This is a genomic window from Microbulbifer donghaiensis (assembly GCF_900129095.1).
Lineage (GTDB): Bacteria > Pseudomonadota > Gammaproteobacteria > Pseudomonadales > Cellvibrionaceae > Microbulbifer > Microbulbifer donghaiensis.
The window spans coordinates 2,106,919-2,128,968 of record NZ_FQVA01000001.1; the positions used below are offsets into that span (position 1 = coordinate 2,106,919).

Genomic DNA, 22,050 nt, shown 5'->3' on the forward strand with positions numbered 1-22,050 from the left:
GGCGGAAGGCACAGGCAACGTCCGCCGCACTGTTATGTCGAATAGCCTAGCATCCATCGCCCTGCGCGTAAGAGGTTTTTTCATTGATCAATTTGCAAGGCGTCTCCCTGCAGCTGGGGGGACGTGAACTGCTGCAGAATGCGGACTGCCGTATCTTCCCGGGTCACAAGGTGGGCATTATCGGGGCCAATGGTTGCGGCAAGTCCACCCTGTTCAAGTTGCTGCTGGGCCAACTGGAGAGCGACAGCGGCCGTGTCGAGGTGCCCACAGGCTGGCGCATCGCCCACATGGCCCAGGAAGTCCCCGCCAGTGAACAGAGCGCGCTGGACTATGTCCTCGACGGTGACAGTGAACTGCGCCAGCTGCAACAACATTTGCAGGAGTCCGAGAGCAGCGGCAAGACCGACGGCCACCGACTGGCGGAGCTGCACGAGCGCATGGCGGCCATCGACGGCTACAGCGGCCCGGCACGTGCCGCCCAGCTGCTTGACGGACTGGGCTTTTCCCACGCGGACCAGCAGCGCCCGGTGCGCAGTTTTTCCGGTGGCTGGCGCATTCGCCTGAACCTGGGCCGCGCGCTGATGTGCCCGGCGGACCTGATGCTGCTCGACGAGCCCACCAACCACCTGGACCTGGATGCGACCCTGTGGCTGGAACAGTGGCTGCAGCGCTTTCCCGGCACCCTGCTGATCATCTCCCACGACCGAGATTTCCTCGATGCTGTGGTTGACGGCATCGTCAGCTTCGAGCAACAGCAGCTGATTCTGTACAGCGGCAATTACAGCGCCTTCGAGCGCGCCCGTGCCGAACGGCTCGCACAGCAGCAGGCGCAGTACGAGAAACAGCAGGCCGAGCGCGCGCACATGGAGGATTTCGTACGCCGCTTCCGCGCCAAGGCCTCCAAGGCGAAACAGGCGCAGAGCCGACTGAAGGCGCTGGACCGCATGGCACAGATAGCGCCGGCCCACATCGACTCACCGTTTCACTTTTCCCTGCCCGCCGCGGAGAAGACCTCCGATCCGCTGATCGACCTGCGCGACGCCGATATCGGTTACGGCGATAAAGTCGTGGTGAAGAAGGTACAGCTGGGCATTCAACCGGGACGGCGTATCGGACTGCTCGGGCCCAATGGCGCGGGCAAGTCGTCCCTGATCAAGACACTGGCCGGCGAGTTGGTACCGCTCAGCGGCGAGCGGCAGTGTGGTGAGCATCTTGCGGTCGGTTATTTTGCCCAGCACCAGCTCGAGGCACTCGACACCGGCGCCTCGCCGCTGCTGCATTTGCAGCGCCTGTCCCCCGAAGCCAGCGAACAGTCGCTGCGCGATTTCCTCGGCGGCTACGGTTTTATCGGCGACCGGGTTTTCGAAACCGTCAAAGGTTTTTCCGGTGGCGAGAAAGCGCGGCTGGCGCTGGCGATACTCGCCTGGCAGAAACCCAACCTGCTGCTGCTCGACGAACCCACCAACCACCTGGACCTGGAGATGCGCCACGCACTGACCCTGGCGCTGGCGGAATTTCCCGGTGCCGTCGTACTCGTCTCGCACGACCGCCACCTGCTCGCCAATACCGCCGACGAATTCATCCTCGTCGCCGACGGTCGCGCCGAGCCCTATGCGGGTGATCTGGATGACTACAAGCAGTGGTTGCTGGGCTTCAATCGCGACAAGAAACGCCGCGAAGAAACCGCGCAGGAGAGTAACGGCAGCGACAGTAGGCCGGTGGAGGACAAGAAATCACAAAGGCGCGCCGCGGCAGCACTGCGCGAGCAGCTAAAGCCGCTGACGAACAAACTCAAGAGCATCGAGCAGCAGATGGCCCGCGCGGAAAAGGCGCTGGCGGAACTGGAAGCCAGGCTCGCCGACGAGAGCCTCTACTCCGGCGGCCAGCAGGACGAGATAGCGCGCCTCAACCGCGAGCAGTCGCAGCAGCGCGAAGTGCTGGAAGCACTGGAACTGGAGTGGCTGGAAATTTCCGAACAGCTGGAGATGATACGCGGCGACGGTTAGGGCATCGATTGCGTGCCGCGCTAGCGCGGACAGCCATTCTCATCCACCGCCGTTCCAACCGGGGTGTTGGGGCAGCGGTCGAGATAGTTGGGCACGCCGTCGCGGTCCGAATCGACCGGGCAACCGTCTGCCTGCACGCTGACGCCAGGCGGAGTCTGCGGACAGTGATCCATATCGTCGAAGATGCCGTCGGCATCCATGTCGTACCACACGGTCGGCGTTTCGATCCACTGGTAGCCGATTGCGACGCTCAGGAACCCATCCAGGCCACTTTCCTCCACGCCCTGAAAAGCGCGGGCATCGGCGCGCGCCTGCCAGCGCGGCCCCAGGCGGTATTTAACCCCCACACCGAAATTGACCATAGTCTGGCGTTCGTGCCAGTTAAAGAAGTCGTCAGAAGAGTCGTCGAATTCGATGCGGATCTCGCCGACACCAAAAGCGACATAGGGCTGCCAGCAGTAGTTGCCACAGAACTGGCCGGCAAACTGGTAGAACAGGTCGAGGTGATAGTTGTAGAGATCGACCTTCTCGTCGACGTCCTTGATGCTCACACTGAAATAATCCACCACCCCTTCCATGGCCCAGCGATCGGTAATCATGAAACCGAAGCCGCCACCGCCACCGGTTGTGTCCCTCAGCTTCAATCCCTGGAAGGGGGTGCCGTCGAGGCGGTCGCCATCGAACCAATACTGACCGCCGTTCAGGTACAGCGTCAGGGTCCCTTCGAGGTCGGCGGAAACCTCCGCACTGCCCAGGCCGAGTGACAGAAATATGACGGGAACGAGCGCTCGATGCTGGCCGCGTATTGTCATTGTTAGCTCCGGAAGATCCATTTACCGGGGTCGGGTCTGATTGAAGATAGCAGACATTTTCGCAGCCCAACGATGCGCCAGCTGAGCGGCGGCCCGAAGGCGGCATCGATGGCAAAAAGATGCTCATCCAGGAGCGGAGGAGGGGGGGGTAACCCGCCGGCCGCGGTAGGGGGAAACTGTTTTCCGCAGCCGGCGGAGCGACGGGATTAGCGCCGCCGGTAGAGCAGGTCCCAGACGCCGTGACCGAGACGCTGCCCGCGGCGCTCGAACTTTGTTTCCGGGCGGAAGGGCGGGCGCGGCGCATATTGGTTTTGGCCGGCGGTGTTCTCCAGCAGTTCTTCCGCCTCCAGTACCTCCAGCATATGCTCTGCGTAGTTTTCCCAATCGGTGGCCATATGCAGGAGACCGCCGGGCTTCAGCTTGCTGCAGATCAGGCGCACGAATTCCGGCTGCACGATGCGGCGCTTGTGATGCTTTTTCTTGTGCCAGGGGTCGGGGAAATACAACTGAAAGCGATCCAGCGATGCCTCGGCGATGCAGTCGTTCAGCACATCCACCGCATCGGCCATATAGACACGCAGGTTTTTCACTTCGGCCTTGCCGGCATTATTGATCAGGCGGCCAACGCCCGGCGGATGCACTTCGATGCCGATGAAATCCTTGTCCGGTTCCGCCTCTGCCATCGCCAGCAGCGAATCGCCCATGCCAAAGCCGATTTCCAGCACCAGCGGTGCCTCGCGACCGAACACTTCACGCGGCCGCAGTGGTCCGTCGAACAGTGACAGGCCGTAGCCGCCCCAATAGTTGTCGAAGGCGCGGCGCTGCCCCTCGGTCATGCGACCGGCGCGAATCACATAACTGCGGATGGATTTTTTCTTGTATTCGGTGCGGTAGGGAAAGTCCTGCGCGGATTCGTCTTGCATGATTCGCGACCTCATATGCGAATGCGATATCGATAACTATTGTAGGAGCGCAGTACATCGCCCCCGCAATGCGAGATTATTTAGAAAGATTCAGGGCGGCGACAAACAGAGCCACCCAGCCGCCGATCATCAGCAGGCCACCGAGTGGCGTAACCGGACCCAGCCAGCGCGGGCCGCCGAACGTCAGGCCGTAAAGACTGCCGGAAAACAGCAGTACGCCCAGCGCAAACAGCGCGCCACTGGTCAGCAGTGCCGTGCGCGCACCCCAGTGCTGTATCAGCAGTGCCACGCCGAACAGCGCCAACGCGTGGATCATCTGGTAGTGCACGCCGGTCTTGTAGGCCTCCAGCAGATTCTCCGCGACTTTGCCGCGCAGGCCGTGCGCGCCAAATGCACCCAGCACCACCCCAGTAGCGCCGAGCAGCGCCGCAATCGAAAGGTAGAGTTTAATCATCGGTCGTCCGTTGTTTCGGCACCCGGGCTCGCATCGCGAGATGGCGGGGTGCCACAGCAATAAAAAAACCGCGCTACTGCGCGGTTTTTTGCCGAAGTCAAAGTGCGCCCGATCAGGCTTCCATGGCCGCGCGCACTTTTTTCATCGCGTTCTTTTCCAGCTGGCGGATACGCTCGGCAGAAACGCCGTACTTGTCCGCCAGTTCATGCAGGGTCGACTTCTCTTCCGACAGCCAGCGCGCCTGGATGATGTCGCGGCTGCGCTCATCCAACTGCTCCATGGCAGCGGCCAGGCTGTTGAGGCTGGTCTCCTGCCAGTTGTCCCGCTCCAGCTGCGCGGCCGGATCGTAGCGACGGTCCTCCAGGTAGTGGGCCGGCGCCTGCCAGGCGGAGTCGTCATCGTCATCCACGCCGGCGTCGAAGGCGGCGTCGTGGGCGGCCAGGCGGCCTTCCATCTCGTGCACCTGGGCCACGTCGACGTTCAGGTCCGCAGCCACAGCCTTGGCTTCGTCGTTGGTCAGCCAGGCCAGTTTCTTCTTCTGCCCGCGCAGGTTGAAGAACAGCTTGCGCTGCGCCTTGGTGGTGGCGATTTTGACGATGCGCCAGTTGCGCAGAATGAATTCGTGAATCTCGGCCTTGATCCAGTGCACCGCAAAGGACACCAGGCGCACACCCTTCTCCGGGTTGAAGCGCTTGACCGCCTTCATCAGGCCGACGTTGCCCTCCTGAATCAGGTCTGCCTGATTCAGGCCGTAACCGGAATAGGACTTGGCGATATGCACGACAAAACGCAGGTGCGACAGCACCAGCTGACGTGCGGCATGCAGGTCTTCGCGGTAGTAGAGGTCTTCCGCCAGACGCTTCTCCTCTTCCGCGGACAGCACCTCGAAGCTGCTGACCGTCTGGATATAGGCGCCCAGATTGGCGCCCGGAGACAGCATATGTACTGGCTGTAGGCTGGTTCCCATGCAGGTCTCTCCTCGCACAATTCTTATGCCGGCGTTCTCTCGCCGACCGCCGCCGGCTCTCGGTCCGGCGACAAATTGGCCCCAGTGTAGCACTTGCGCAACCGCCTTAGGAAGTCCGGGCCACGGCGCAATGCGTTGAATTCCGGGCCTTTAGAGAGGTTATCCACAGGACAGGTTCCGCGCCGCAGCGCCGCTTTACAATTCTTTGCCGGACCACCGGGTCATTTCGGCTCTATCGCCTTGATATGTCGCGCCACCGCAAGCCAGGCACCGATCAGCCCCAGCAGCGCGGCGCCGGCGGTCAGCCCCAGCAGGTAGCTGATTCCGGGACCACTGAGGCTGTAGGCGCTGCCGTAGGACGACGACAGGCCGGCCACCGGGCCCGCCAGCAATGCGACGCCGAGGGCGACCAGCAGCCAGGCGAGCAGGCCGCCGAAGAATCCGTAGCAGAGGCCACTGTATAGGAAGGGCCGGCGCACAAAGGCATCGGTGGCGCCCACCAGCTTGACCACCAGTATCTCTTCACGGCGGCTCTCGATATGCAGGCGGATGGTGTTGACCACTACCAGCAGCACCCCCATCGCCAGCAGTACTGCCAGGCCGGCGGACAGGCGCCGACCGAGATCGGTCAGCTGCGCCAGGCGCTGCACCCAGGCCATATCCAACACCACTGAGTCTGTCATGGCGCTGTCGCGCAGCCTCTGCGCGAGGAACTCCAACTGCTCGCCGGAAGTGTCCCGCGGTCGCAGCAGCAGCACCGCCGGCAGCGGATTCGCACCGAGCCCCGCCAGCGCATCGCCGAGGCCCGAGGACTGCTGGAACTCGGCCAGCGCCGCCTCGGGGGAGATATAGGTGACCTCGGCAATCGCCGGGTCCGCGCGCAGCTTGTCGGCGAAGGACTGCACCGCGCTGTCACGGGCCTCCTTGTGCAGGAACACCGAGATCTGTGGCTGGCCATCCCAGCCCGCCACGGCGCGCTGGAAATTCACCAGGCCGAGCTGCAGGGCCGCGGGCAGCGCCAGGGCGATGGCGATCACCAGCGCGGTCATGGCGCTGGCGAGCGGTGTGGCGAAGAAGCGGCGCAGGGATTCGCCGGCCATCTCGCGGTGGTGGCCGAGCCAGCCGTGCCAGCGGTCGCCGACACTGGTGTGCGCGGTGACCGCACCGGCGGCTCTCCTGGGCTCAGGCGCCCTGGACTGCGGCTGCGATCTGCGCGTGTTCTTGTTCGGGTTAGGGGTATGCGGCTTCACGGCTGGGAATTCCGTCGTAGATCAATTGGCCCGCCTGCAGGGTGAGCACGCGGCGCTTCATGCGCGCAATCAGCTCGAGATCGTGGCTGGCCACCAGCACGGTAACGCCCACGGCATTGAAGTCGGCGAACAGCTGCATGATTTCCGCCGATAGCTGCGGATCCAGGTTACCGGTGGGCTCGTCCGCCACCAGTATGGCCGGCTTGTTCACCACCGCGCGGGCGATACCGACGCGCTGCTGCTCGCCGCCGGACAGCACAATCGGGTTCTGCTTTTCCTTGTGCAGCAATCCCACCTTGTCCAGCGCGGCGCGCACCCGGCGGCCGACCTCGCGCTTGTTGCAGCCGGCCACCGACAAGGGCAGGGCGACATTGTCGAAGACGCTGCGGTCGAACAGCAGCTGGTGGTTCTGGAACACGATGCCGAGATTGCGGCGGTAGTAGGGGATCTGGCCATTGCGCAGCCGGTTCAGGTTCTGTCCGGCCACCAGAACGCTGCCGCGGGTGGGGCGTTCTATAGCGGTCAGCAGCTTCAGCAGCGTACTCTTGCCCGCGCCGGAGTGACCGGTCAGGAACACCATTTCCGCGCGCTCTACCTCCAGGCTGACGCGCACCAGGGCGTCCTGGCCGGATTCGTAGCGCTTGTTGACGTTGTCAAAGGTGATCATGGTTTGCGGGCAGTTTTTCTTGTTCTTGTACGCGGGAGCGGCCGCCGGCCACTCCCGGGGATTCAATTCGGCTCGCGGCCAAACAGCGCGGCGACGAAGTCGCGCGCCTTGAATGGCTGCAGGTCTTCGGCCTGCTCACCGACGCCGATAAAGCGTACCGGAATACCGAAGTGCCGCGCCAGTGCAAAGATCACACCGCCCTTGGCGGTGCCGTCCAACTTGGTCAGCACCAGGCCGGTGACCCCGGCGGCGTCGCGGAACTGGCCCGCCTGGCTGATGGCGTTCTGGCCGGTGCCGGCATCCAGCACCAGCAGCACCTCGTGGGGCGCACTGGGATCCAGTTTGCCCATCACCCGGCGCACTTTCGACAATTCCTCCATCAGGTTCGACTTGGTGTGCAGCCGGCCGGCGGTATCGGCGATCACCACATCGACCCCCTTGGCCTGGGCCGACTGTACCGCATCGAAAATGACCGAGGCACTGTCGGCACCGGTGTGCTGCGCCACCACCGGCACGTCGTGGCGCTGACCCCAGACCTGCAGCTGTTCGACCGCCGCGGCGCGGAAGGTGTCGCCGGCGGCCAGCATCACCGACTTGCCCTCATCCAGTAAGCGGTGCGCCAGTTTGCCGATGGTCGTGGTCTTGCCGACGCCATTGACGCCGACGACCAGAATGACGAAGGGCATCTTGCCGGTATCGATGGCCAGCGGTGCCTCGACGCTGTCGAGCAACTCCGCCAGTTCCTCCTGCAGTGCCTTGTACAGAGCATCGCCGTCCGCCAGCTCGCGGCGGGACACGCGCTCGGTCAGGCGCTCGACGATTTCACTGGTGGCCTCGACCCCCACATCCGCCATCAGCAGCTGGGTTTCCAGCTCCTCCAGCAGGTCTTCATCGATTTCCTTGGCGCCCAGGAACAGGTTGCCCATGCCCTCGGCAAACTGATTGCTGGTGCGGCTGAGGCCGCGGCGAATGCGGGCGAAGAAGCCCTCTTTCTTGACCGGTTTCTGCTGCTCGAGCGGCTCCGGTGTGCGGTCGGCCTCCGGCGCCGGCGCCGCAACCGGCTCGACTTCCGCCGGCGGTGCCGCGGCTACCGGTTGCTCTTCAGCCACGGGGGCCTCTTGCTCAACTACTGGGAGCGCTTCCTCGGGCGTCACCGGACCCTCGGCCGGCTCCTGCTGGAGTTCGGTCTCGTCGGGCTTGGGCTTCTTTTTGCGCAGGAAGTCGAAGATCATGCTTTTGTCCGGGTGTACCGCTTGCAGAAAGGCGCTAATCTTAGCACCGCTCTGCCTCTGGGTAGAGAGTCCAGTAGTGTGTTCAGCAGAGAGTTACCTTGGCCAGACGTCCCGCGCGCAAGTCCGCCCCGCAATCCCTGTCGCAGCTGCGCATCATCGGTGGCCGCTGGCGCGGGCGCAAACTGAGCTTTGCCCCGGTGGAGGGACTGCGGCCTACCGGCGACCGATTGCGCGAGACGCTGTTCAACTGGCTGCAGTTCCAGCTGCCGGAGGCGCGCTGCCTGGACCTTTTCGCCGGGTCCGGCGCCCTGGGGCTGGAAGCCCTGTCCCGCGGTGCTGCGGCGGTGGATTTCGTCGAGCTGAACCGCAATGCGGCGCAGACGCTGAAGGCGCAGCTCGACTTGTTGCAGGCGGATCAGGGCCGCGTGCACAATTGCAGCGCGGCGGATTTCCTCGCCCGGACACAGTCCCGCTACGATATTGTCTTCGTGGATCCTCCTTTCGCCGGCGACCTGTGGCAACAGACGCTGGCTGCGCTGGCGGATCACCTGGCAGATGAGGCGCTGGTCTACGTGGAGACGCCGCGGGATAAACCCCTATCTCTACCCGCTGGCTGGCGGGTCGACAAGGAGAAGCACGCGGGGCAGGTCAGCATGCACCTGCTGCGTGTCACAGCCGACTCCGCGGAAGCCGGCTGCCAGTGATTTTGAGCCTTCGCGGCAAATTGTTTACCATGCGCGTCCCATTCGGCCCGCAACGCAACCTTGTCCCGCAACGCAACCTTGTATAGAACCGAGGCCCATGAAAAAAGTCGTCTACCCCGGAACCTTCGATCCCATCACCAATGGTCATATGGACCTGGTGGAGCGGGCCTGCCGCCTGTTTGACCACGTGATCGTCGCGGTGGCAGCCAGCACGCGCAAGAACCCGCTGTTTACCCTGGACGAACGGGTGGAGCTGGCCCAGCAGGTACTGGGGCATTTGCCCAACGTGGAGGTTATCGGCTTCGATATCCTGCTGGCCGACCTGGTGCGCCAGGTGGACGCCTACGGCGTGCTGCGTGGTCTGCGCGCGGTTTCCGACTTCGAGTACGAGTTCCAGCTTGCCAACATGAACCGCCAGCTGGCTCCGAACATGGAGAGCCTGTTCCTGACGCCGGCGGAACATCTCTCTTACATCTCTTCCTCCCTGGTACGTGAGATCGCCTCGCTCGGCGGCGACGTGACCAAGTTCGTACCGCCGGCGGTACAGCAGGCGCTCGAGAAGAAATTCCGCTAAGGCCTGGTAACAGGCCCCAGCGGCGATATCTGTTAAACTCGGGCGGATTTACCCAAAGTCCACGAGGTGTTTCGTGCGCTACCTACTGCTCGCCTTCGCTTTCGCCCTGAACCCGGCCATCGCCGCAGATGAACTGCAGCCGGAAATCGCAACAGGGCGCAGCGAGATCAAGTCGGCCAGTGCCGAAACCTATATGGCGGTCACCGCCAACCCCCATGCGAGCCGCGCCGCCGAACGAATCCTCGCCCGCGGCGGCACTGCGGTGGACGCGGCCATTGCCGCGCAGTTGGTGCTGGGACTGGTAGAACCCCAGTCGTCCGGTATCGGCGGCGGCGCCTTTATGCTGAGTTACGACGCCGCACAGAAGAAACTCCAGTATTACGATGGCCGCGAGACGGCGCCGACAGGGGTCGACGAAGATTACTTCATGGCCGACGGCGGACCCCGGCCGTTCCTGCAGGCGGTGATCGGCGGCTATTCCGTGGGCGTGCCCGGAGTCGTGCGCATGCTGGAGCTGGCACACCAGCGCGACGGCAAGCTGCCCTGGGCGGACCTCTTTCAGCCGGCTATCGATCTCGCAGAGTCCGGTTTTGCCGTGTCACCGCGGCTGCACAAACTGTTGCGGGACTTGCCGCAGGTGGCCGCGCGCCCGGCGATCAGCGCTTACTTCTTCGATGACATTGGCCGTCCGCTGCCGGTGGGGCACCGGCTGAAGAACCCGGAATACGCACAGACGCTACGGGCCATCGCGGAGCGCGGCGCCGATGCCTTTTACCGCGGTGCCATCGCCGAGGCCATAGTAAGGGCGGTGGCAGAGGATCCGGTCAACCCGGGCCTGCTGACCATGAAAGACATGGCCGGCTACCAGGCCAAAATGCGCGAACCGCTGTGTTCAGCGTTCCTCGAATACCGCGTCTGCGGCGCCGACGCCCCCTCATCCGGCGGTACCAGCGTGGGGGCGATCCTCGGCATGCTGGCGCAGTTCCCGGTGCGCGATCTCGAGGTTGGCAGCGACGCGCTCACCCACCTGTTCGTCGAGGCATCCGAGCTGGCTTTCGCCGATCGCAACACCTATTCCGCCGATGCGGACTTTGTCAGCGTGCCCAGCCAGACGCTGGTCGCGTCGGGCTATCTGAACGAGCGCGCGGAGCTGATCGATCCCGACGAAGCGACTGAGGCAGTACCCGGCGATCCGGTGGCCTTCGCGCAGAAGCGACTGATGGCCCAGTCGCCGGAACTGCCCAACACCAGCCACCTGGTGATCGTTGATCGCTATGGCAATGGTGTCAGCATGACCACCAGCATCGAAACCGGCTTCGGCTCGCGCCTGCTGGTGAAGGGGTTCCTGCTCAACAACCAGCTGACCGATTTCTCCTTTACGCCGACCAACGCCGACGGCGCGCTGGTGGCCAACCGCATCCAGCCGGGCAAGCGCCCGCGCTCTTCCATGTCACCTACGATCGTCTTCAATCGCGACGGCACCATGCGGCTACTGGTCGGCTCACCGGGCGGCTCGCGGATCATCAATTACACGGCGCGCACCATTCTCTATCACCTGGGACTAGGCGTGCCGATTGCCGAGGCCATTGCCGCCGGTAATATCGGTGCGATCGGCAGTCGCGTTGAGCTGGAATCCGGATATTTCAGCGAAGACACTGTAAGAAAACTCGAACAACTCGGACATAAGGTGGTGCAACGCGATCTGAACAGCGGCATTCACGCCATCGCACTGATCGATGGCGAGCTGCGCGGCGGCGCCGATCCGCGCCGCGAGGGCAGTGCCGTCGGCCGATAATCCAGCTCTTATTCGAGGAAACAATCCATGCGCGCCTATTCCCTGCTGCTACTGCGAATCAGCCTCGGCCTGTTGCTGGTCATCTGGGGCATAGACAAGCTGGTGAATGTCTCCCATGCGGTGGCGGTATCCGAGCGCTTCTATCTCGGACTGATCACCGCGCCGACGCTGTGGAAGATTTTCGGCGCGCTGCAGACCGCCCTGGGTCTGGCGGTGATTCTCGGCCTGTGGCGCCGCTTCAGCTATCCGCTGCAAACTCTGGTCAACGGGGCGACTTTGCTCGGCGTCTGGCAGTCCGTGGTCGACCCCTGGGGCTGGGTGCTCGAAGGCAGCAACGTGCTTTTCTACCCTTCGCTGATCATCTTCGCCGGGTGTCTGGTATTGTGGGCCTTTCTCGGCGACGACCGCCTGGCACTCGACCGACGATAAGCGACAGCACCATCAGGTAATTTTTTCCCCATGACGAGCCCCTGGTTTCTCCTGTTTATCGCCGGCCTGCTGGAAATCGCCTGGGCGGTGGGCCTGAAGTACACCCAGGGATTTACCCGTCCACTGGCCAGCGCTCTCACCGTGCTGGCGATGATCGCCAGCTTTTACTTCCTCGCCCAGGCACTGAAGGTGATCCCGGTTGGTACCGGCTACGCGGTCTGGACCGGTATCGGTGCCGTCGGCACGGCGATTCTGGGAATCGTGCTGTTTGCCGAATCCACCGCGCTGCCGCGGCTTTTCTGTATCGGCCTGATCATCGCCGGCATTATCGGCCTGAAGTTGACCTCGCCCGGCTGAAATCCACCGTTTATTCACCAACGTCTACTTGGGTATCCGCATCGTAAACCGGCTTGCCCTTGTAGTAGGTGCGCAACACTCTGGCCTTGTGGATTTCCTCCACCGGAATCTGGAACAGGTTTTTATCGAACACGATGAAGTCTGCCCACTTCCCAACTTCCAGACTGCCGGTCTCATTCTCCAGGCGATTGGCGAAGGCCCCGTTGATGGTAAATGACTCCACCATCTGCTCGAGGGTGACGCGCTGTTCTGCCCCCAGCACGCGCGCCGGGTCATCCACTGGCGCATCCGGCGCGCGCCGGGTGATGCCGATCTGGATACCCACCAGCGGGTTGTTGGGTATTTCCACCGGGTAATCACTGCTCGAGGCCACGGTGATGCCGCGCTCGAAAAAGCTTTTCATCGGATACTCGCTGTCCGCCCGCGCCTGGCCCAGGAAGGGCAGCTCCAGTTCCTGGTAATAGCGCTCTTTGACGAACCAGAAAGGCTGCACTATGGCAATGGTTTTCGTCTCGACAAACAGGTCCAGGTCCTCGTTATCTACCAGTTGCAGGTGCACGATACTGTTGCGCTGATCCGCCGGACCATTGATATCGCGCGAGTGAATGAAGGCATCCAGGGCCATTCTTGTTGCCGCATCGCCAATCGCGTGTACCTGCACCTGCATCCTGCGCGCATTTGCCAGCTTGGCGAGCTGGTTGATGGCCTCCTGGCTGAAAAGCGGATTGCCGCGGTAGTCCGGGCGGTGCGCATAGGGCTCCTTGAGGAATGCCGTCTGCCCCTCGACGACGCCGTCGGCAAATAACTTGACCGAGTAGATCTGGAAGTCGTCGTCCTGGTATTTCTGTGAAAGGGCCTTTAGCTCATCGATCTGCTTTGACGTGGTGTCGGCATCGATTTCAAAGGAGGCGCGCACGCGCACATGGAGATCGTCCAGGGCCGCCATTTTCTGGTAGGCAGCGAGCTTCGCCGCCTGCTTCTCCGGCTTGATACGCGCATCGTGGATAGTGGTGATGCCCCAGCGCACTACCTGCTCCTGCACTTCACGGATCTCCGCGCGGTAGTCGTCCTCGCTCTTCTGCGGAATGATGTTTTCCACCAGGGCCATGGCGCTGCCCTCGCGCAACACGCCGATGGCGATCCCGGTTTCATCCTTTTCGATCACGCCGCCCTCGGGGTTGGGCGTTTCGCTGTCGATGCCCGCTGCGGCCAGGCCCTCGGAGTTGGTCCAGATAGTGTGGTGATCACTGGAGAACAGGACTATGGGTATCAGGTCGTTGACCTGATCCAGCAGCGCCTTGTGCGGCGACTGCCCGGCAAATACCGCGTTGTCCCAGCCTTTGCCGACAATCACCTGGTGATCCGGGTGAGCGCGGATGAATTCCGCCACGGCGTCCTGGTAGTCGCGGACACTCTTGCCGCCGTACAAATTGACCATGTTGCCGAGGCCGCGCACATGCATATGCGCATCGACAAAGCCCGGCAATACCAACCGGCCGGCCAGGTCTTCCACCCGCGTATCGGGGCCAATTAGGGCGTCGACACCACTGTCGCCACCCACATAGACAATGCGGCCTTCGCGCACTGCCATCGCCTGGGCAATGCGCTTGTCCCGGTCAACCGTATAGATGTAACCATTTCTCAGCACCAGCTGTGCCGGCGATTGCACTGCCTCGTCGGCCGGCGGCGGCGCTACCTCTTTCTTGGGCGCCGGTGGCGGCTCATCGCGGGCGCAGCCCGCCAGTAGTATCAGCAGAGCACTCAGGGCCCAGATCCATCTCATCGGGCGCGTTCCCATTTCCCAATCCCTCACAAGAGTGCCATCGCGCGCAATCCTGCGCCTACCGACAGGCGCGGCAACTGGCAAAGTATAGAAAAGGGCGGGGCTAGCGCCGGGGCGTGGCGCCAATGATCATTTTGGCAGCCATTTGTAGTCGGTGGGATTGTCGGGGCAGGGTCCAAAACCGCATTCCACTGTCGTCGACACCAGGTTGATCATCAGGATGGACAGGAATGCCACTGCGGCGATGCGGGCAAGGGTGCTCAACTTGCGTGGCCTGGCTTCGCTGTCTACCGTGTCACTTAATAACACCAGGCCGCAATATACCAGCAGCAGCAGAAATGCCAGCAGGGCCCAGGTGTACAGATGCAGGCCGAGGAAGGGGGAACCGAAGCCGGTGTCCCCCGGCGCGATATGCAGCAGCACCTGGCGCCCAGCCGATACAGTGCCCGCCAGCGCCGACAGCACTGCAATGCCGTAGTGCAGCGGGCGGATGCCGAAGCGCAGATTCATCAACAGGGCGACGCCCACCATGGCGAAGGCAACCCGCTGCAACAGGCACAGCGGGCAGGGTAATTCGTGCAGCCTTAACTGCCAGACAAACGCCAGCCAGAGCACAGCACTCACACCCAGCAGGGCGAGACAGTCGAGCCAGTAGACGTAGCGGCCGAGAGCGGGAGCTTTCACCAACATCCCCTAAAGCGACAGGTTCAACGGGCTCGTCATATGGTAGAAGCACCAGCAGATGTAGATCGCCAACGTGACCCACCACCAGCCTGCGCCGGCACGGCGATGTCCGCGCCAGGTGTACAAGGCCGACAGCAGGACGGTGGCAAACGGCAGCATCATGATCACGAGCCGGCTCCGGAAAAATATCCCCTGTAAACCTAGTACGAGCGTAGACGGATTCCCAGTGCCAGTTGATCAGCGCTGGCAGCGGCTGCAGAAGAAGGTGCTGCGCTGCCCCAGCACCAGGTCGCGTACCGGTCGCCCACAGGTGCGGCAGGGCTTGCCGGCGCGACCGTAGACGTTCAGTCGCAGGGCGAAGTAGCCGGGTTTGCCGTCGCCACCGACAAAGTCCCGCAGGGTGGTGCCACCCTGTTCGATGGAGCGCGCCAGCACGGTCTTGATCGCTTCGGCGAGGCGCCGGTAGCGCGCTTGGGAAATGGAGCCGGCCTCCCTGTCAGGGCGTATGCCGGCGAGGAACAGCGACTCGCTGGCGTAGATATTGCCGACGCCGACGACGATGCGCCCATCCATCACGAAGGTTTTCACCGATTGCTTGCGGCGGCGCGATGCCGCAAACAGGTAGTCGCCATCAAACTCGTCCGACAGCGGCTCCGGGCCGAGGTGGTTGAGCAGGTCGTGGGCGACGGGATCTTCTGTCGTCCACAGCAGGGCACCGAAGCGGCGCGGATCGTGATAGCGCAGGATCAGGCCGCTATCCAGCAGCCAGTCGATATGGTCGTGTTTCTGCACCGGCACATCGGCGTCGACCAGGCGCAGGCTGCCGGACATGCCCAGGTGCCAGATGGCGCAGCCGCGGTCCGTGTGTACCAGCAGATACTTGGCGCGCCGCTCCAGGCGCAGGATCCGGGCACCGGCAATATGCTTTTCAAAGTCGACTTCGACCGGCCAGCGCAGCTGGCGCTGGCGCACCCGCGCCGAGCGCACGGAATGGCCTTCCAGGTGCGGCGCCAGGCCGCGCCGGGTAGTCTCTACTTCGGGTAATTCAGGCATTCGCTACTGCCGGGGACTCTTCTCGCCAATCGGGCATCACACACAAAATCTGCGCACAAAAAAGCCCGGACTGGCCGGGCTTTTTACGCTGCGCTGTACAGGCAATTACTTGATCTTGCCTTCTTTGTACATCACATGCTTGCGGACTACGGGATCGTACTTTTTGATCTCCATTTTTTCCGGCATGTTGCGCTTGTTCTTGGTAGTGGTGTAGAAGTGACCAGTACCAGCACTGGAATTCAGACGAATTTTATCACGCATTGTTCTGTCTCCGATCTCTAAGCGTTATGCCGCCAGTTACACTTTTTCGCCGCGGGCGCGCAGCTCGCTCAGTACGGTATCGATACCTTTCTTATCGATAACGCGCATACCTTTGGCGGAGACCCGCAGCTTCACGAAGCGCTTCTCGGACTCAACCCAGAAACGGTGGCTGTGCAGGTTGGGCACAAAGCGACGCTTGGTGCGGTTCTTGGCGTGGGATACATTGTTACCGGTGACCGGGCGCTTACCGGTTACCTGACATACCTTGGACATCTGTTGGCCTCTTCAAAACTCTCATGCCCGCCTGACTCTAATCCAGTGCAGAGGAGGTGCGGGGACATCTAATTCGGGATTCTAATCCGGTTCCTGGGCGGCGGCGGAAACTGTTCAGAATCTGGCCCGGCCGCAAAGAGCGGCGTTTTATACCAGAAGTGCCCATGGGGAGCAAGTTTTGTACAGCAGAAAAGGCGACGAAACCGCCGGGTCGCCGGAAGGCTAGTCCGGATATTGCGTCAGGGGCCGCGATGATCGCGCCGAGATCTGTGCGCTCAGTGCATTTTGGCGGCGTATATGCATGCTTATTGCACGTATTAGCCGCAAAAATGTGCTGAGCGTGCAGAGGTCAAGCGAGCGCGCGGCCAGCGGTGGTGGGTAACATTTTGTACCGCAAAAGAATTTTTACAAACAAAGGCCTGGGTGGAATATCAAGCGGCCTGATGCAATATCCGGGCTAGAGCAGCCCCCGCTCCGCAAAAGACAGAGCCGCACCGTCGCCCACGATCATATGGTCGAGAACCTTGATATCCACGAGTTCCAGCGCGCTGACCAGGCGCCGGGTGATCCAGATATCGGCCTGGCTGGGCTCGCTGACCCCGGACGGGTGGTTGTGCGCCAGTATCACCGCCGCCGCACCTTTCAGCAGGGCCGCCTGCACCACTTCGCGGGGATAGACGCTGGCGGCGTTCAGGGTGCCCTCAAACAGCTCTTCGAACGCAATCACCCGGTGCTGGCTGTCGAGAAACAGGCAGCAGAAGACTTCTCGCTGGCGATGGCGCAGCTGCGCGGACAGGTAGTCGCGCACAGCGTCGGGACTGCACAGGGCATCCGTGCGCTCCAGGGTCTCCGCCAAGTGGCGGCGCGCCATCTCCAGCACCGCCTGCAGTTGCACATACTTGGCATCGCCCAACCCCTTGGCGCGGCAGAACTCCTTCTGATTCGCCTCCAGCAGCGGGCGCAGGCCGCCAAAGTCCGCCAACAGCTGGCGCGCAAGATCCACCGCCGACAGCCCCGGCAGCCCCACACGCAGGAAGATCGCCAGTAACTCGGCATCCGAGAGCGCCGCGGCGCCCCGCGCCAGCAGCTTTTCCCGCGGCCGCTCAGCCGCCGGCCAGTCCGTAATCCGCATCGCTTCCTCCCTGAAGTCGGTTGCTTCTACTTCTGTGATTCTGTTTGTTTGCCTTATATGAACAGGCGCAGAAATGCTAATCTTACCCGCTCTCTCAATTTCGGAAACACTGTCTCGGATACAGCGCCTATGTCCTCCCTGGCCGACAAACGCATACTGCTGGGCATCAGCGGCGGTATCGCCGCCTACAAGAGTGCCGATCTGGTGCGCCGCCTCAAAGAGCGCGGCGCCGAGGTGCGGGTGGTCATGACTGCCGGAGCCCGCGAGTTCGTGCAGCCGCTGACCTACCAGGCGCTGTCCGGCAACCCGGTGCACACCGACCTGCTGGACCCGGCGGCCGAGGCCGCCATGGGCCATATCGAACTGGCCAAGTGGGCGGATCTGATCCTGATCGCCCCGGCCAGCGCCCAGGTGCTGGCCAAGCTCGCCTGCGGCCTGGCCGACGACCTGCTTACCACCCTGTGCCTGGCCAGCGAGGCCAGGCTGGCACTGGCGCCGGCAATGAACCAGGCCATGTGGCGCCATGCCGCCACCACAGCCAATGTACAGACACTGCGGGATCGCGGCGCCCTGCTCTGGGGGCCGGCGGCCGGTAGCCAGGCCTGCGGCGACGTGGGCCCCGGGCGTATGCTGGAACCCGACGCGCTGGCGGCAGAGGTCGAAAGCCTGTTCCGCCCGCAGCAGTCGCTCGCCGGCAGGAAAGTGACTATCACCGCTGGGCCGACCCGCGAGGCGCTGGATCCGGTGCGCTACCTGAGCAACCACAGCTCCGGCAAGATGGGCTTTGCTCTGGCCGCCGCCGCGCAGCGCGCCGGAGCGGAGGTGACACTGATTGCCGGGCCGGTGAATCTCGCCACGCCCGCCGGTGTAAAGCGGGTAGATGTGACCGGCGCACTGGAAATGCGCGATGCCGCCGAACGTGCAGCAGACCTGTGCGACATCTTTATCGGCGCCGCCGCCGTTGCGGACTTCCGCCCGGCAGAGGTCGCCGAGCAGAAAATCAAGAAGCGCGACGACAACAGCGAAGAGACTCTGGCCCTGATCAAGAATCCCGACATAGTGGCCGGTATCGCCGCGCGCAAGGAGCGGCGCCCGTTCACTGTCGGCTTCGCCGCGGAGACCGAAAAAGTCGTGGAACACGCACAGGGCAAGCTGGCCCGCAAGAAACTCGACATGATCGTTGCCAACGATGTCAGTGTCGCCGACAGCGGTTTCAACAGCGACCGCAATGCCGTTACCGTCATCGACGCAAATGGCAGTATGGCGCTACCGTCGGCACTAAAAACTGAACTCGCAGAACAACTGATAGAGATCATCGCCGCCAAGGCACAGAAACAATAACAATACGGTTTACTGGGATTTTCCGTGGCTTCTCGCAAAAGTACCGATCGCCAATCGTTTATTCATCGCAGCCTGTTGCTACCTGCGCTGCTGGCTGCAGCTGTCTGGCTGGGCGGGGCCCAGCTGCTCAATGGAAGCATCATTGCCCCGCGCAGTGAGGCACAGGCGGAACTGGCTGCGCAACAGCAGGCGCAGTCCTACGCCACCGAACTGCAGCAGTTTTTGCACAGGCGCACCCAGCAGCTGCGCAGTATCGCCGCCAACAAAAATATGGCCGGCTCGGCGGCCCAGCCCGGCGACACCTCGACCCAGGTATTTGCCCCAGAGCAGGTTCGCGTGGGTGCCGGCACCAATCCCACGCTCAATTTTGCGCTGGTCGATCTGTTGAAGCGCAGCGGCGAGGAATCCGGACAGCCGGTGGAGTTTCTGCGTACGGGCAGCGACAACAGCTGGCAACTGCACAACGGTATCAACTTGCAGGACAACCTGCTGCTGGTCACCCAGTCCTTTAGCACTTTCGAATCGGTGCTGGAACAACTCGACAGCAGCCGCGGCCAGATCCGGCTGGTGCAGAAGTTCCCCGACGGGCCGCCGCAGACCCTGTGGCAGAAAGGGCAGGGTAGCGGCTATACGGCGCTGGCCAGAGTAGATGGCAGCCATCTGCAAGTACAGTTCATTCCTTCCGCCGCCTTCGCCAAAGAGCACGGCATTTCCGCACTGTGGATCTACCTCTGTGCGGCCGCCGGTCTCGGGGTTTCCCTGCTGTTGCTGTTGCGTTTCCTGCCGCGCAACACGCTGGCACCCTGGGAGCGCGGCGATAATAAAAAGTCGCGCGGCAGTGCGGATTACCCGGAACTGAAATCGGGCCAGGCGGGCCTCCTGTCCACCGGCGACAGTGATTCCTCGCCGCGAGGTCCGCTGACAACCCCGTCGAGCGGCGGGGATCGCGGTGCGGAGAAGGCCACACCGACGAAATCCGAACTGCAAGCCAGCACGGACTTTCCGCCGCATGTGTTCCGCGCCTATGACATCCGCGGCATTGCCGGCAAGGAAATCAACGAGCCCTTTGCGTACCAGCTTGGCCGTGCGCTCGGCACCCTGGCGCAACACGCCGGTGAGGAAATCCTGCTGGTTGGACGCGACGGCCGCAACAGCAGCGAACTGCTGTCCAACTGCCTGGTGGAAGGCATCCTCGACAGTGGCTGCCACAGCGTCAACCTGGGCCTGGTACCTGCACCGCTGCTCTATTACGCCTGCGCGAAAGGCAAAAATGCCAGCAGCGGAGTAGTGGTAACTGCGAGCCACAATCCCGCCGAATTCAATGGCTTCAAGATCGTAATGAAAGGTCGCCCGCTGGCGGAGGAAAAGCTGCAGCGCCTTTACCAGCTGATGCAGAGAGGTCCGTTCAAAAGCGGCCAGGGCAGCAACCGCGAACAGGACATCAGGGAAGCCTATATCGACGAGATCTTCAACGATGTGGCCCTCGCCGGCCAGCCACACCTGGTGGTGGATGCCGGTAATGGCGCCACGTCGACGCTGGCCCCGCAGCTGTTCGAACAGCTGGGCTGTGCCGTTACTCCGCTCTTCTGTGAAATCGACGGCGACTTCCCCAACCACCCGCCGGACCCGTCGCGCCCGGAGAACCTCAAGGCTCTGATCGACAAGGTGGCCGAGACCGGGGCCGACCTGGGTGTCGCACTGGACGGGGACGGCGATCGCGTCACGCTGATTTCTGCATCGGGCCGCATCGCCTGGGCGGACCAGCTGGTGATGCTGCTGGCTCGCGATATCCTCGCGCGCAACCCGGGCGAGGATATTGTCTTCGACGTCAAGTGCAGCCGGGCGCTGGCGCAGCTGGTGAACCAGTATGGCGGGCGACCGATCATGTGGAAAACCGGCCACGCACCGATGAAAACCAAGATGCTCGAGACCGGAGCAATTCTCGGCGGCGAACTCTCCGGGCACATCTTTATCAAGGATCGCTGGTTCGGCTTTGACGACGGCATCTACGCGGCCGCCCGCGTACTGGAAATCATGGCGCTGCGCGAGCAGAGCCTGGACGAGCTGCTCGACTCGCTGCCGCAACTGAGCAGCACACCGGAAATATTGCTGCCGGTCGCCGAAGAAGAGAAATTCGCACTGGTGAAAAAGCTGCAAGCGCAGGGCGAATTCGGCGCTGCCGACATTAATACCATCGACGGCATGCGGATCGAATACGCCGACGGCTGGGGACTGGTGCGCGCCTCCAACACCGGCGCTGCACTGACATTGCGCTTCGAGGCAGACAGCGACGAGGCTCTGGAGCGCATCCGCGCGCAGATCATGTCGCAACTCGAAAAAGTCGCCCCCAATCTCGCGGTGCCGGACCGGCAGCTTATTTAACAAGGAATACCGATTTATGTCTCTGGATAGCAAATCCGCACTGCGCGTCGCCCAGGTACTGAACGAGGCACTGCCCTACATCCAGCGTTTTACCGGCAAGACCATTGTGGTCAAGTTCGGTGGCAACGCGATGGTGGACGAGGCACTGCAGAACAGTTTTGCCCGCGACATCATCCTGATGAAGCTGGTGGGCATGAATCCGGTGGTGGTGCACGGCGGCGGCCCGCAGATTGGCGAATTGCTGGAGAAACTCAGCATCGAATCGCGCTTCGTCGACGGCATGCGCGTGACCGACAGCGAGACCATGGACGTCGTCGAGATGGTGCTCGGCGGCACCGTGAACAAGCAGATCGTCAACCTGATCAACAAGAACGGCGGCCGCGCCGTCGGCGTGACCGGCAAGGACGGCCTGCTGATCAAGGCAAAGAAGCTGCAGATAGGGAGTGAGGCGGCCGGCCTGCACGCCTCCGAGATCATCGACATCGGCCATGTGGGCGAGGTGGAGAGCGTCAACACCGATGTGATAGATATGCTGATCCACAGCGATTTCATTCCGGTCATCGCCCCGATCGGCGTCGGCAAGGACGGCGCTTCCTACAATATCAACGCCGATCTGGTGGCCGGTAAGATCGCCGAGTATCTGAAGGCGGAGAAGCTGATGCTGCTCACCAATGTAGCGGGATTGCAGGACAAGGAGGGCGAGGTGCTCACCGGCCTCAGCACCCTGCAGGTGGACGGCCTGATCGCCGACGGCACCATCTATGGCGGCATGCTGCCGAAGATTGCCTGCGCCCTGGACGCGGTAAAATCCGGCGTGAACTCGGCCCATATCATCGACGGCCGCGTACCCCACGCGGTGCTGCTGGAAATCTTTACCGATACCGGTGTCGGCACCCTGATCACCAATAACGGGGCGCATGCCGGGTCCCAGTAACCGCCTGGCAATTGAAGGCGGCCCCGCGAATCGGTAG

General features: G+C 62.7%; 23 protein-coding genes. 9 read left to right on the forward strand and 14 right to left on the reverse strand.

Features of this window, described 5'->3' with window-relative positions; translation table 11 throughout:
* Positions 1-83 precede the first annotated feature (83 nt).
* Entirely contained in the window at positions 84-2,006 is a 1,923-nt protein-coding gene (locus BUC36_RS09005; protein ID WP_073273830.1) for an ABC-F family ATP-binding cassette domain-containing protein, read from the forward strand.
* Between the two features lie 20 nt (positions 2,007-2,026).
* On the opposite strand, the gene BUC36_RS09010 is transcribed toward BUC36_RS09005, so the two are convergent.
* From BUC36_RS09010 to ftsY, 7 genes are all read right to left on the reverse strand, one after another.
* The gene (locus BUC36_RS09010) at positions 2,027-2,818 is read right to left on the reverse strand and encodes an outer membrane beta-barrel protein (protein WP_073273832.1); all 792 of its coding nucleotides are present in this window, start codon (positions 2,816-2,818) and stop codon (positions 2,027-2,029) included.
* A gap of 206 nt (positions 2,819-3,024) precedes the next feature.
* Positions 3,025-3,741 (reverse strand): tRNA (guanosine(46)-N7)-methyltransferase TrmB, encoded by a 717-nt coding sequence (gene trmB, locus BUC36_RS09015; protein WP_073273834.1) that lies wholly within the window; start codon positions 3,739-3,741, stop codon positions 3,025-3,027.
* A 76-nt stretch (positions 3,742-3,817) separates the two neighbouring features.
* Entirely contained in the window at positions 3,818-4,195 is a 378-nt protein-coding gene (locus BUC36_RS09020) for a DUF423 domain-containing protein (RefSeq protein ID WP_073273836.1), read from the reverse strand.
* A 112-nt stretch (positions 4,196-4,307) separates the two neighbouring features.
* Positions 4,308-5,162 carry an RNA polymerase sigma factor RpoH gene (rpoH, locus tag BUC36_RS09025; RefSeq protein ID WP_073273837.1) on the reverse strand — a complete coding sequence of 285 codons (855 nt, stop codon included), beginning with the start codon at positions 5,160-5,162 and terminating at the stop codon, positions 4,308-4,310.
* Between the two features lie 221 nt (positions 5,163-5,383).
* Entirely contained in the window at positions 5,384-6,412 is a 1,029-nt protein-coding gene (ftsX, locus tag BUC36_RS09030) for a permease-like cell division protein FtsX (protein WP_073273839.1), read from the reverse strand.
* A complete protein-coding gene (ftsE, locus tag BUC36_RS09035) occupies positions 6,393-7,079 on the reverse strand; it encodes a cell division ATP-binding protein FtsE (RefSeq protein WP_073273841.1) in 687 nt (228 codons plus the stop codon). The genes ftsX and ftsE overlap by 20 nt, the downstream gene beginning before the upstream one ends.
* Positions 7,080-7,141: 62 nt before the next feature.
* Entirely contained in the window at positions 7,142-8,311 is a 1,170-nt protein-coding gene (gene ftsY, locus BUC36_RS09040) for a signal recognition particle-docking protein FtsY (RefSeq protein ID WP_084535759.1), read from the reverse strand.
* Positions 8,312-8,409: 98 nt separating this feature from the next.
* Here ftsY and rsmD point away from each other — a divergent pair, with 98 nt between their 5' ends.
* From rsmD to sugE, 5 genes are all read left to right on the forward strand, one after another.
* Entirely contained in the window at positions 8,410-9,015 is a 606-nt protein-coding gene (gene rsmD / locus BUC36_RS09045; RefSeq protein WP_073273844.1) for a 16S rRNA (guanine(966)-N(2))-methyltransferase RsmD, read from the forward strand.
* Positions 9,016-9,112: 97 nt separating this feature from the next.
* Positions 9,113-9,589 (forward strand): pantetheine-phosphate adenylyltransferase, encoded by a 477-nt coding sequence (gene coaD, locus BUC36_RS09050; RefSeq protein WP_073273847.1) that lies wholly within the window; start codon positions 9,113-9,115, stop codon positions 9,587-9,589.
* Between the two features lie 73 nt (positions 9,590-9,662).
* The gene (gene ggt, locus BUC36_RS09055; RefSeq protein WP_073273849.1) at positions 9,663-11,384 is read left to right on the forward strand and encodes a gamma-glutamyltransferase; all 1,722 of its coding nucleotides are present in this window, start codon (positions 9,663-9,665) and stop codon (positions 11,382-11,384) included.
* A gap of 27 nt (positions 11,385-11,411) precedes the next feature.
* On the forward strand, positions 11,412-11,813 hold the full coding sequence (locus BUC36_RS09060) for a DoxX family membrane protein (RefSeq protein WP_073273851.1): 402 nt from the start codon (positions 11,412-11,414) through the stop codon (positions 11,811-11,813).
* A 30-nt stretch (positions 11,814-11,843) separates the two neighbouring features.
* A complete protein-coding gene (gene sugE / locus BUC36_RS09065; protein ID WP_084535761.1) occupies positions 11,844-12,170 on the forward strand; it encodes a quaternary ammonium compound efflux SMR transporter SugE in 327 nt (108 codons plus the stop codon).
* A gap of 10 nt (positions 12,171-12,180) precedes the next feature.
* Here the strand turns inward: sugE and BUC36_RS09070 are convergent, their stop codons facing one another.
* From BUC36_RS09070 to radC, 7 genes are all read right to left on the reverse strand, one after another.
* Positions 12,181-13,953, reverse strand: a complete 1,773-nt coding sequence (locus BUC36_RS09070; RefSeq protein ID WP_073273853.1) for an amidohydrolase — start codon at positions 13,951-13,953, stop codon at positions 12,181-12,183.
* 129 nt (positions 13,954-14,082) lie between these two features.
* Complete coding sequence (locus tag BUC36_RS09075; protein WP_200797213.1) at positions 14,083-14,637, reverse strand: disulfide bond formation protein B; 555 nt, start codon at positions 14,635-14,637, stop codon at positions 14,083-14,085.
* A gap of 9 nt (positions 14,638-14,646) precedes the next feature.
* Positions 14,647-14,799, reverse strand: a complete 153-nt coding sequence (locus BUC36_RS19035) for a DUF5993 family protein (protein WP_234994960.1) — start codon at positions 14,797-14,799, stop codon at positions 14,647-14,649.
* Positions 14,800-14,874: 75 nt separating this feature from the next.
* Positions 14,875-15,690, reverse strand: coding sequence for a bifunctional DNA-formamidopyrimidine glycosylase/DNA-(apurinic or apyrimidinic site) lyase (gene mutM / locus BUC36_RS09080; protein WP_073273857.1), 816 nt, complete (start codon positions 15,688-15,690; stop codon positions 14,875-14,877).
* A gap of 105 nt (positions 15,691-15,795) precedes the next feature.
* On the reverse strand, positions 15,796-15,951 hold the full coding sequence (gene rpmG, locus BUC36_RS09085) for a 50S ribosomal protein L33 (protein ID WP_069946430.1): 156 nt from the start codon (positions 15,949-15,951) through the stop codon (positions 15,796-15,798).
* A 36-nt stretch (positions 15,952-15,987) separates the two neighbouring features.
* Positions 15,988-16,224: a 50S ribosomal protein L28 gene (rpmB, locus tag BUC36_RS09090; protein ID WP_067083837.1), complete on the reverse strand. Its 237-nt coding sequence runs from the start codon at positions 16,222-16,224 to the stop codon at positions 15,988-15,990.
* A gap of 457 nt (positions 16,225-16,681) precedes the next feature.
* Positions 16,682-17,356 carry a RadC family protein gene (gene radC, locus BUC36_RS09095; protein ID WP_073273859.1) on the reverse strand — a complete coding sequence of 225 codons (675 nt, stop codon included), beginning with the start codon at positions 17,354-17,356 and terminating at the stop codon, positions 16,682-16,684.
* Positions 17,357-17,485: 129 nt separating this feature from the next.
* On the opposite strand from radC, the gene coaBC reads away from it, so the two are divergent.
* The 3 genes from coaBC to argB are packed head-to-tail and all read left to right on the forward strand — an operon-like array spanning position 17,486 to position 22,013.
* Positions 17,486-18,697, forward strand: coding sequence for a bifunctional phosphopantothenoylcysteine decarboxylase/phosphopantothenate--cysteine ligase CoaBC (coaBC, locus tag BUC36_RS09100; protein ID WP_073273861.1), 1,212 nt, complete (start codon positions 17,486-17,488; stop codon positions 18,695-18,697).
* A gap of 24 nt (positions 18,698-18,721) precedes the next feature.
* Positions 18,722-21,079: a phosphomannomutase/phosphoglucomutase gene (locus BUC36_RS09105; protein ID WP_073273863.1), complete on the forward strand. Its 2,358-nt coding sequence runs from the start codon at positions 18,722-18,724 to the stop codon at positions 21,077-21,079.
* Positions 21,080-21,095: 16 nt separating this feature from the next.
* Entirely contained in the window at positions 21,096-22,013 is a 918-nt protein-coding gene (argB, locus tag BUC36_RS09110) for an acetylglutamate kinase (protein ID WP_073273865.1), read from the forward strand.
* Positions 22,014-22,050: the final 37 nt, after the last annotated feature.

Excerpts from the sequence above, each read along its gene's own strand:
- ftsE (WP_073273841.1), bottom strand. The coding sequence starts at position 7,079 with ATGATCACCTTTGACAACGTCAACAAGCGCTACGAATCCGGCCAGGAC.
- ftsY (WP_084535759.1), bottom strand. The coding sequence starts at position 8,311 with ATGATCTTCGACTTCCTGCGCAAAAAGAAGCCCAAGCCCGACGAGACC.
- rpmG (WP_069946430.1), bottom strand. The coding sequence starts at position 15,951 with ATGCGTGATAAAATTCGTCTGAATTCCAGTGCTGGTACTGGTCACTTC.
- sugE (WP_084535761.1), top strand. The coding sequence starts at position 11,844 with ATGACGAGCCCCTGGTTTCTCCTGTTTATCGCCGGCCTGCTGGAAATC.
- coaBC (WP_073273861.1), top strand. The coding sequence starts at position 17,486 with ATGTCCTCCCTGGCCGACAAACGCATACTGCTGGGCATCAGCGGCGGT.
- BUC36_RS09070 (WP_073273853.1), bottom strand. The coding sequence starts at position 13,953 with ATGAGATGGATCTGGGCCCTGAGTGCTCTGCTGATACTACTGGCGGGC.
- coaD (WP_073273847.1), top strand. The coding sequence starts at position 9,113 with ATGAAAAAAGTCGTCTACCCCGGAACCTTCGATCCCATCACCAATGGT.
- argB (WP_073273865.1), top strand. The coding sequence starts at position 21,096 with ATGTCTCTGGATAGCAAATCCGCACTGCGCGTCGCCCAGGTACTGAAC.
- radC (WP_073273859.1), bottom strand. The coding sequence starts at position 17,356 with ATGCGGATTACGGACTGGCCGGCGGCTGAGCGGCCGCGGGAAAAGCTG.
- mutM (WP_073273857.1), bottom strand. The coding sequence starts at position 15,690 with ATGCCTGAATTACCCGAAGTAGAGACTACCCGGCGCGGCCTGGCGCCG.
- rpmB (WP_067083837.1), bottom strand. The coding sequence starts at position 16,224 with ATGTCCAAGGTATGTCAGGTAACCGGTAAGCGCCCGGTCACCGGTAAC.
- BUC36_RS09060 (WP_073273851.1), top strand. The coding sequence starts at position 11,412 with ATGCGCGCCTATTCCCTGCTGCTACTGCGAATCAGCCTCGGCCTGTTG.
- trmB (WP_073273834.1), bottom strand. The coding sequence starts at position 3,741 with ATGCAAGACGAATCCGCGCAGGACTTTCCCTACCGCACCGAATACAAG.
- rpoH (WP_073273837.1), bottom strand. The coding sequence starts at position 5,162 with ATGGGAACCAGCCTACAGCCAGTACATATGCTGTCTCCGGGCGCCAAT.
- BUC36_RS09010 (WP_073273832.1), bottom strand. The coding sequence starts at position 2,818 with ATGACAATACGCGGCCAGCATCGAGCGCTCGTTCCCGTCATATTTCTG.
- BUC36_RS09020 (WP_073273836.1), bottom strand. The coding sequence starts at position 4,195 with ATGATTAAACTCTACCTTTCGATTGCGGCGCTGCTCGGCGCTACTGGG.
- BUC36_RS19035 (WP_234994960.1), bottom strand. The coding sequence starts at position 14,799 with ATGATGCTGCCGTTTGCCACCGTCCTGCTGTCGGCCTTGTACACCTGG.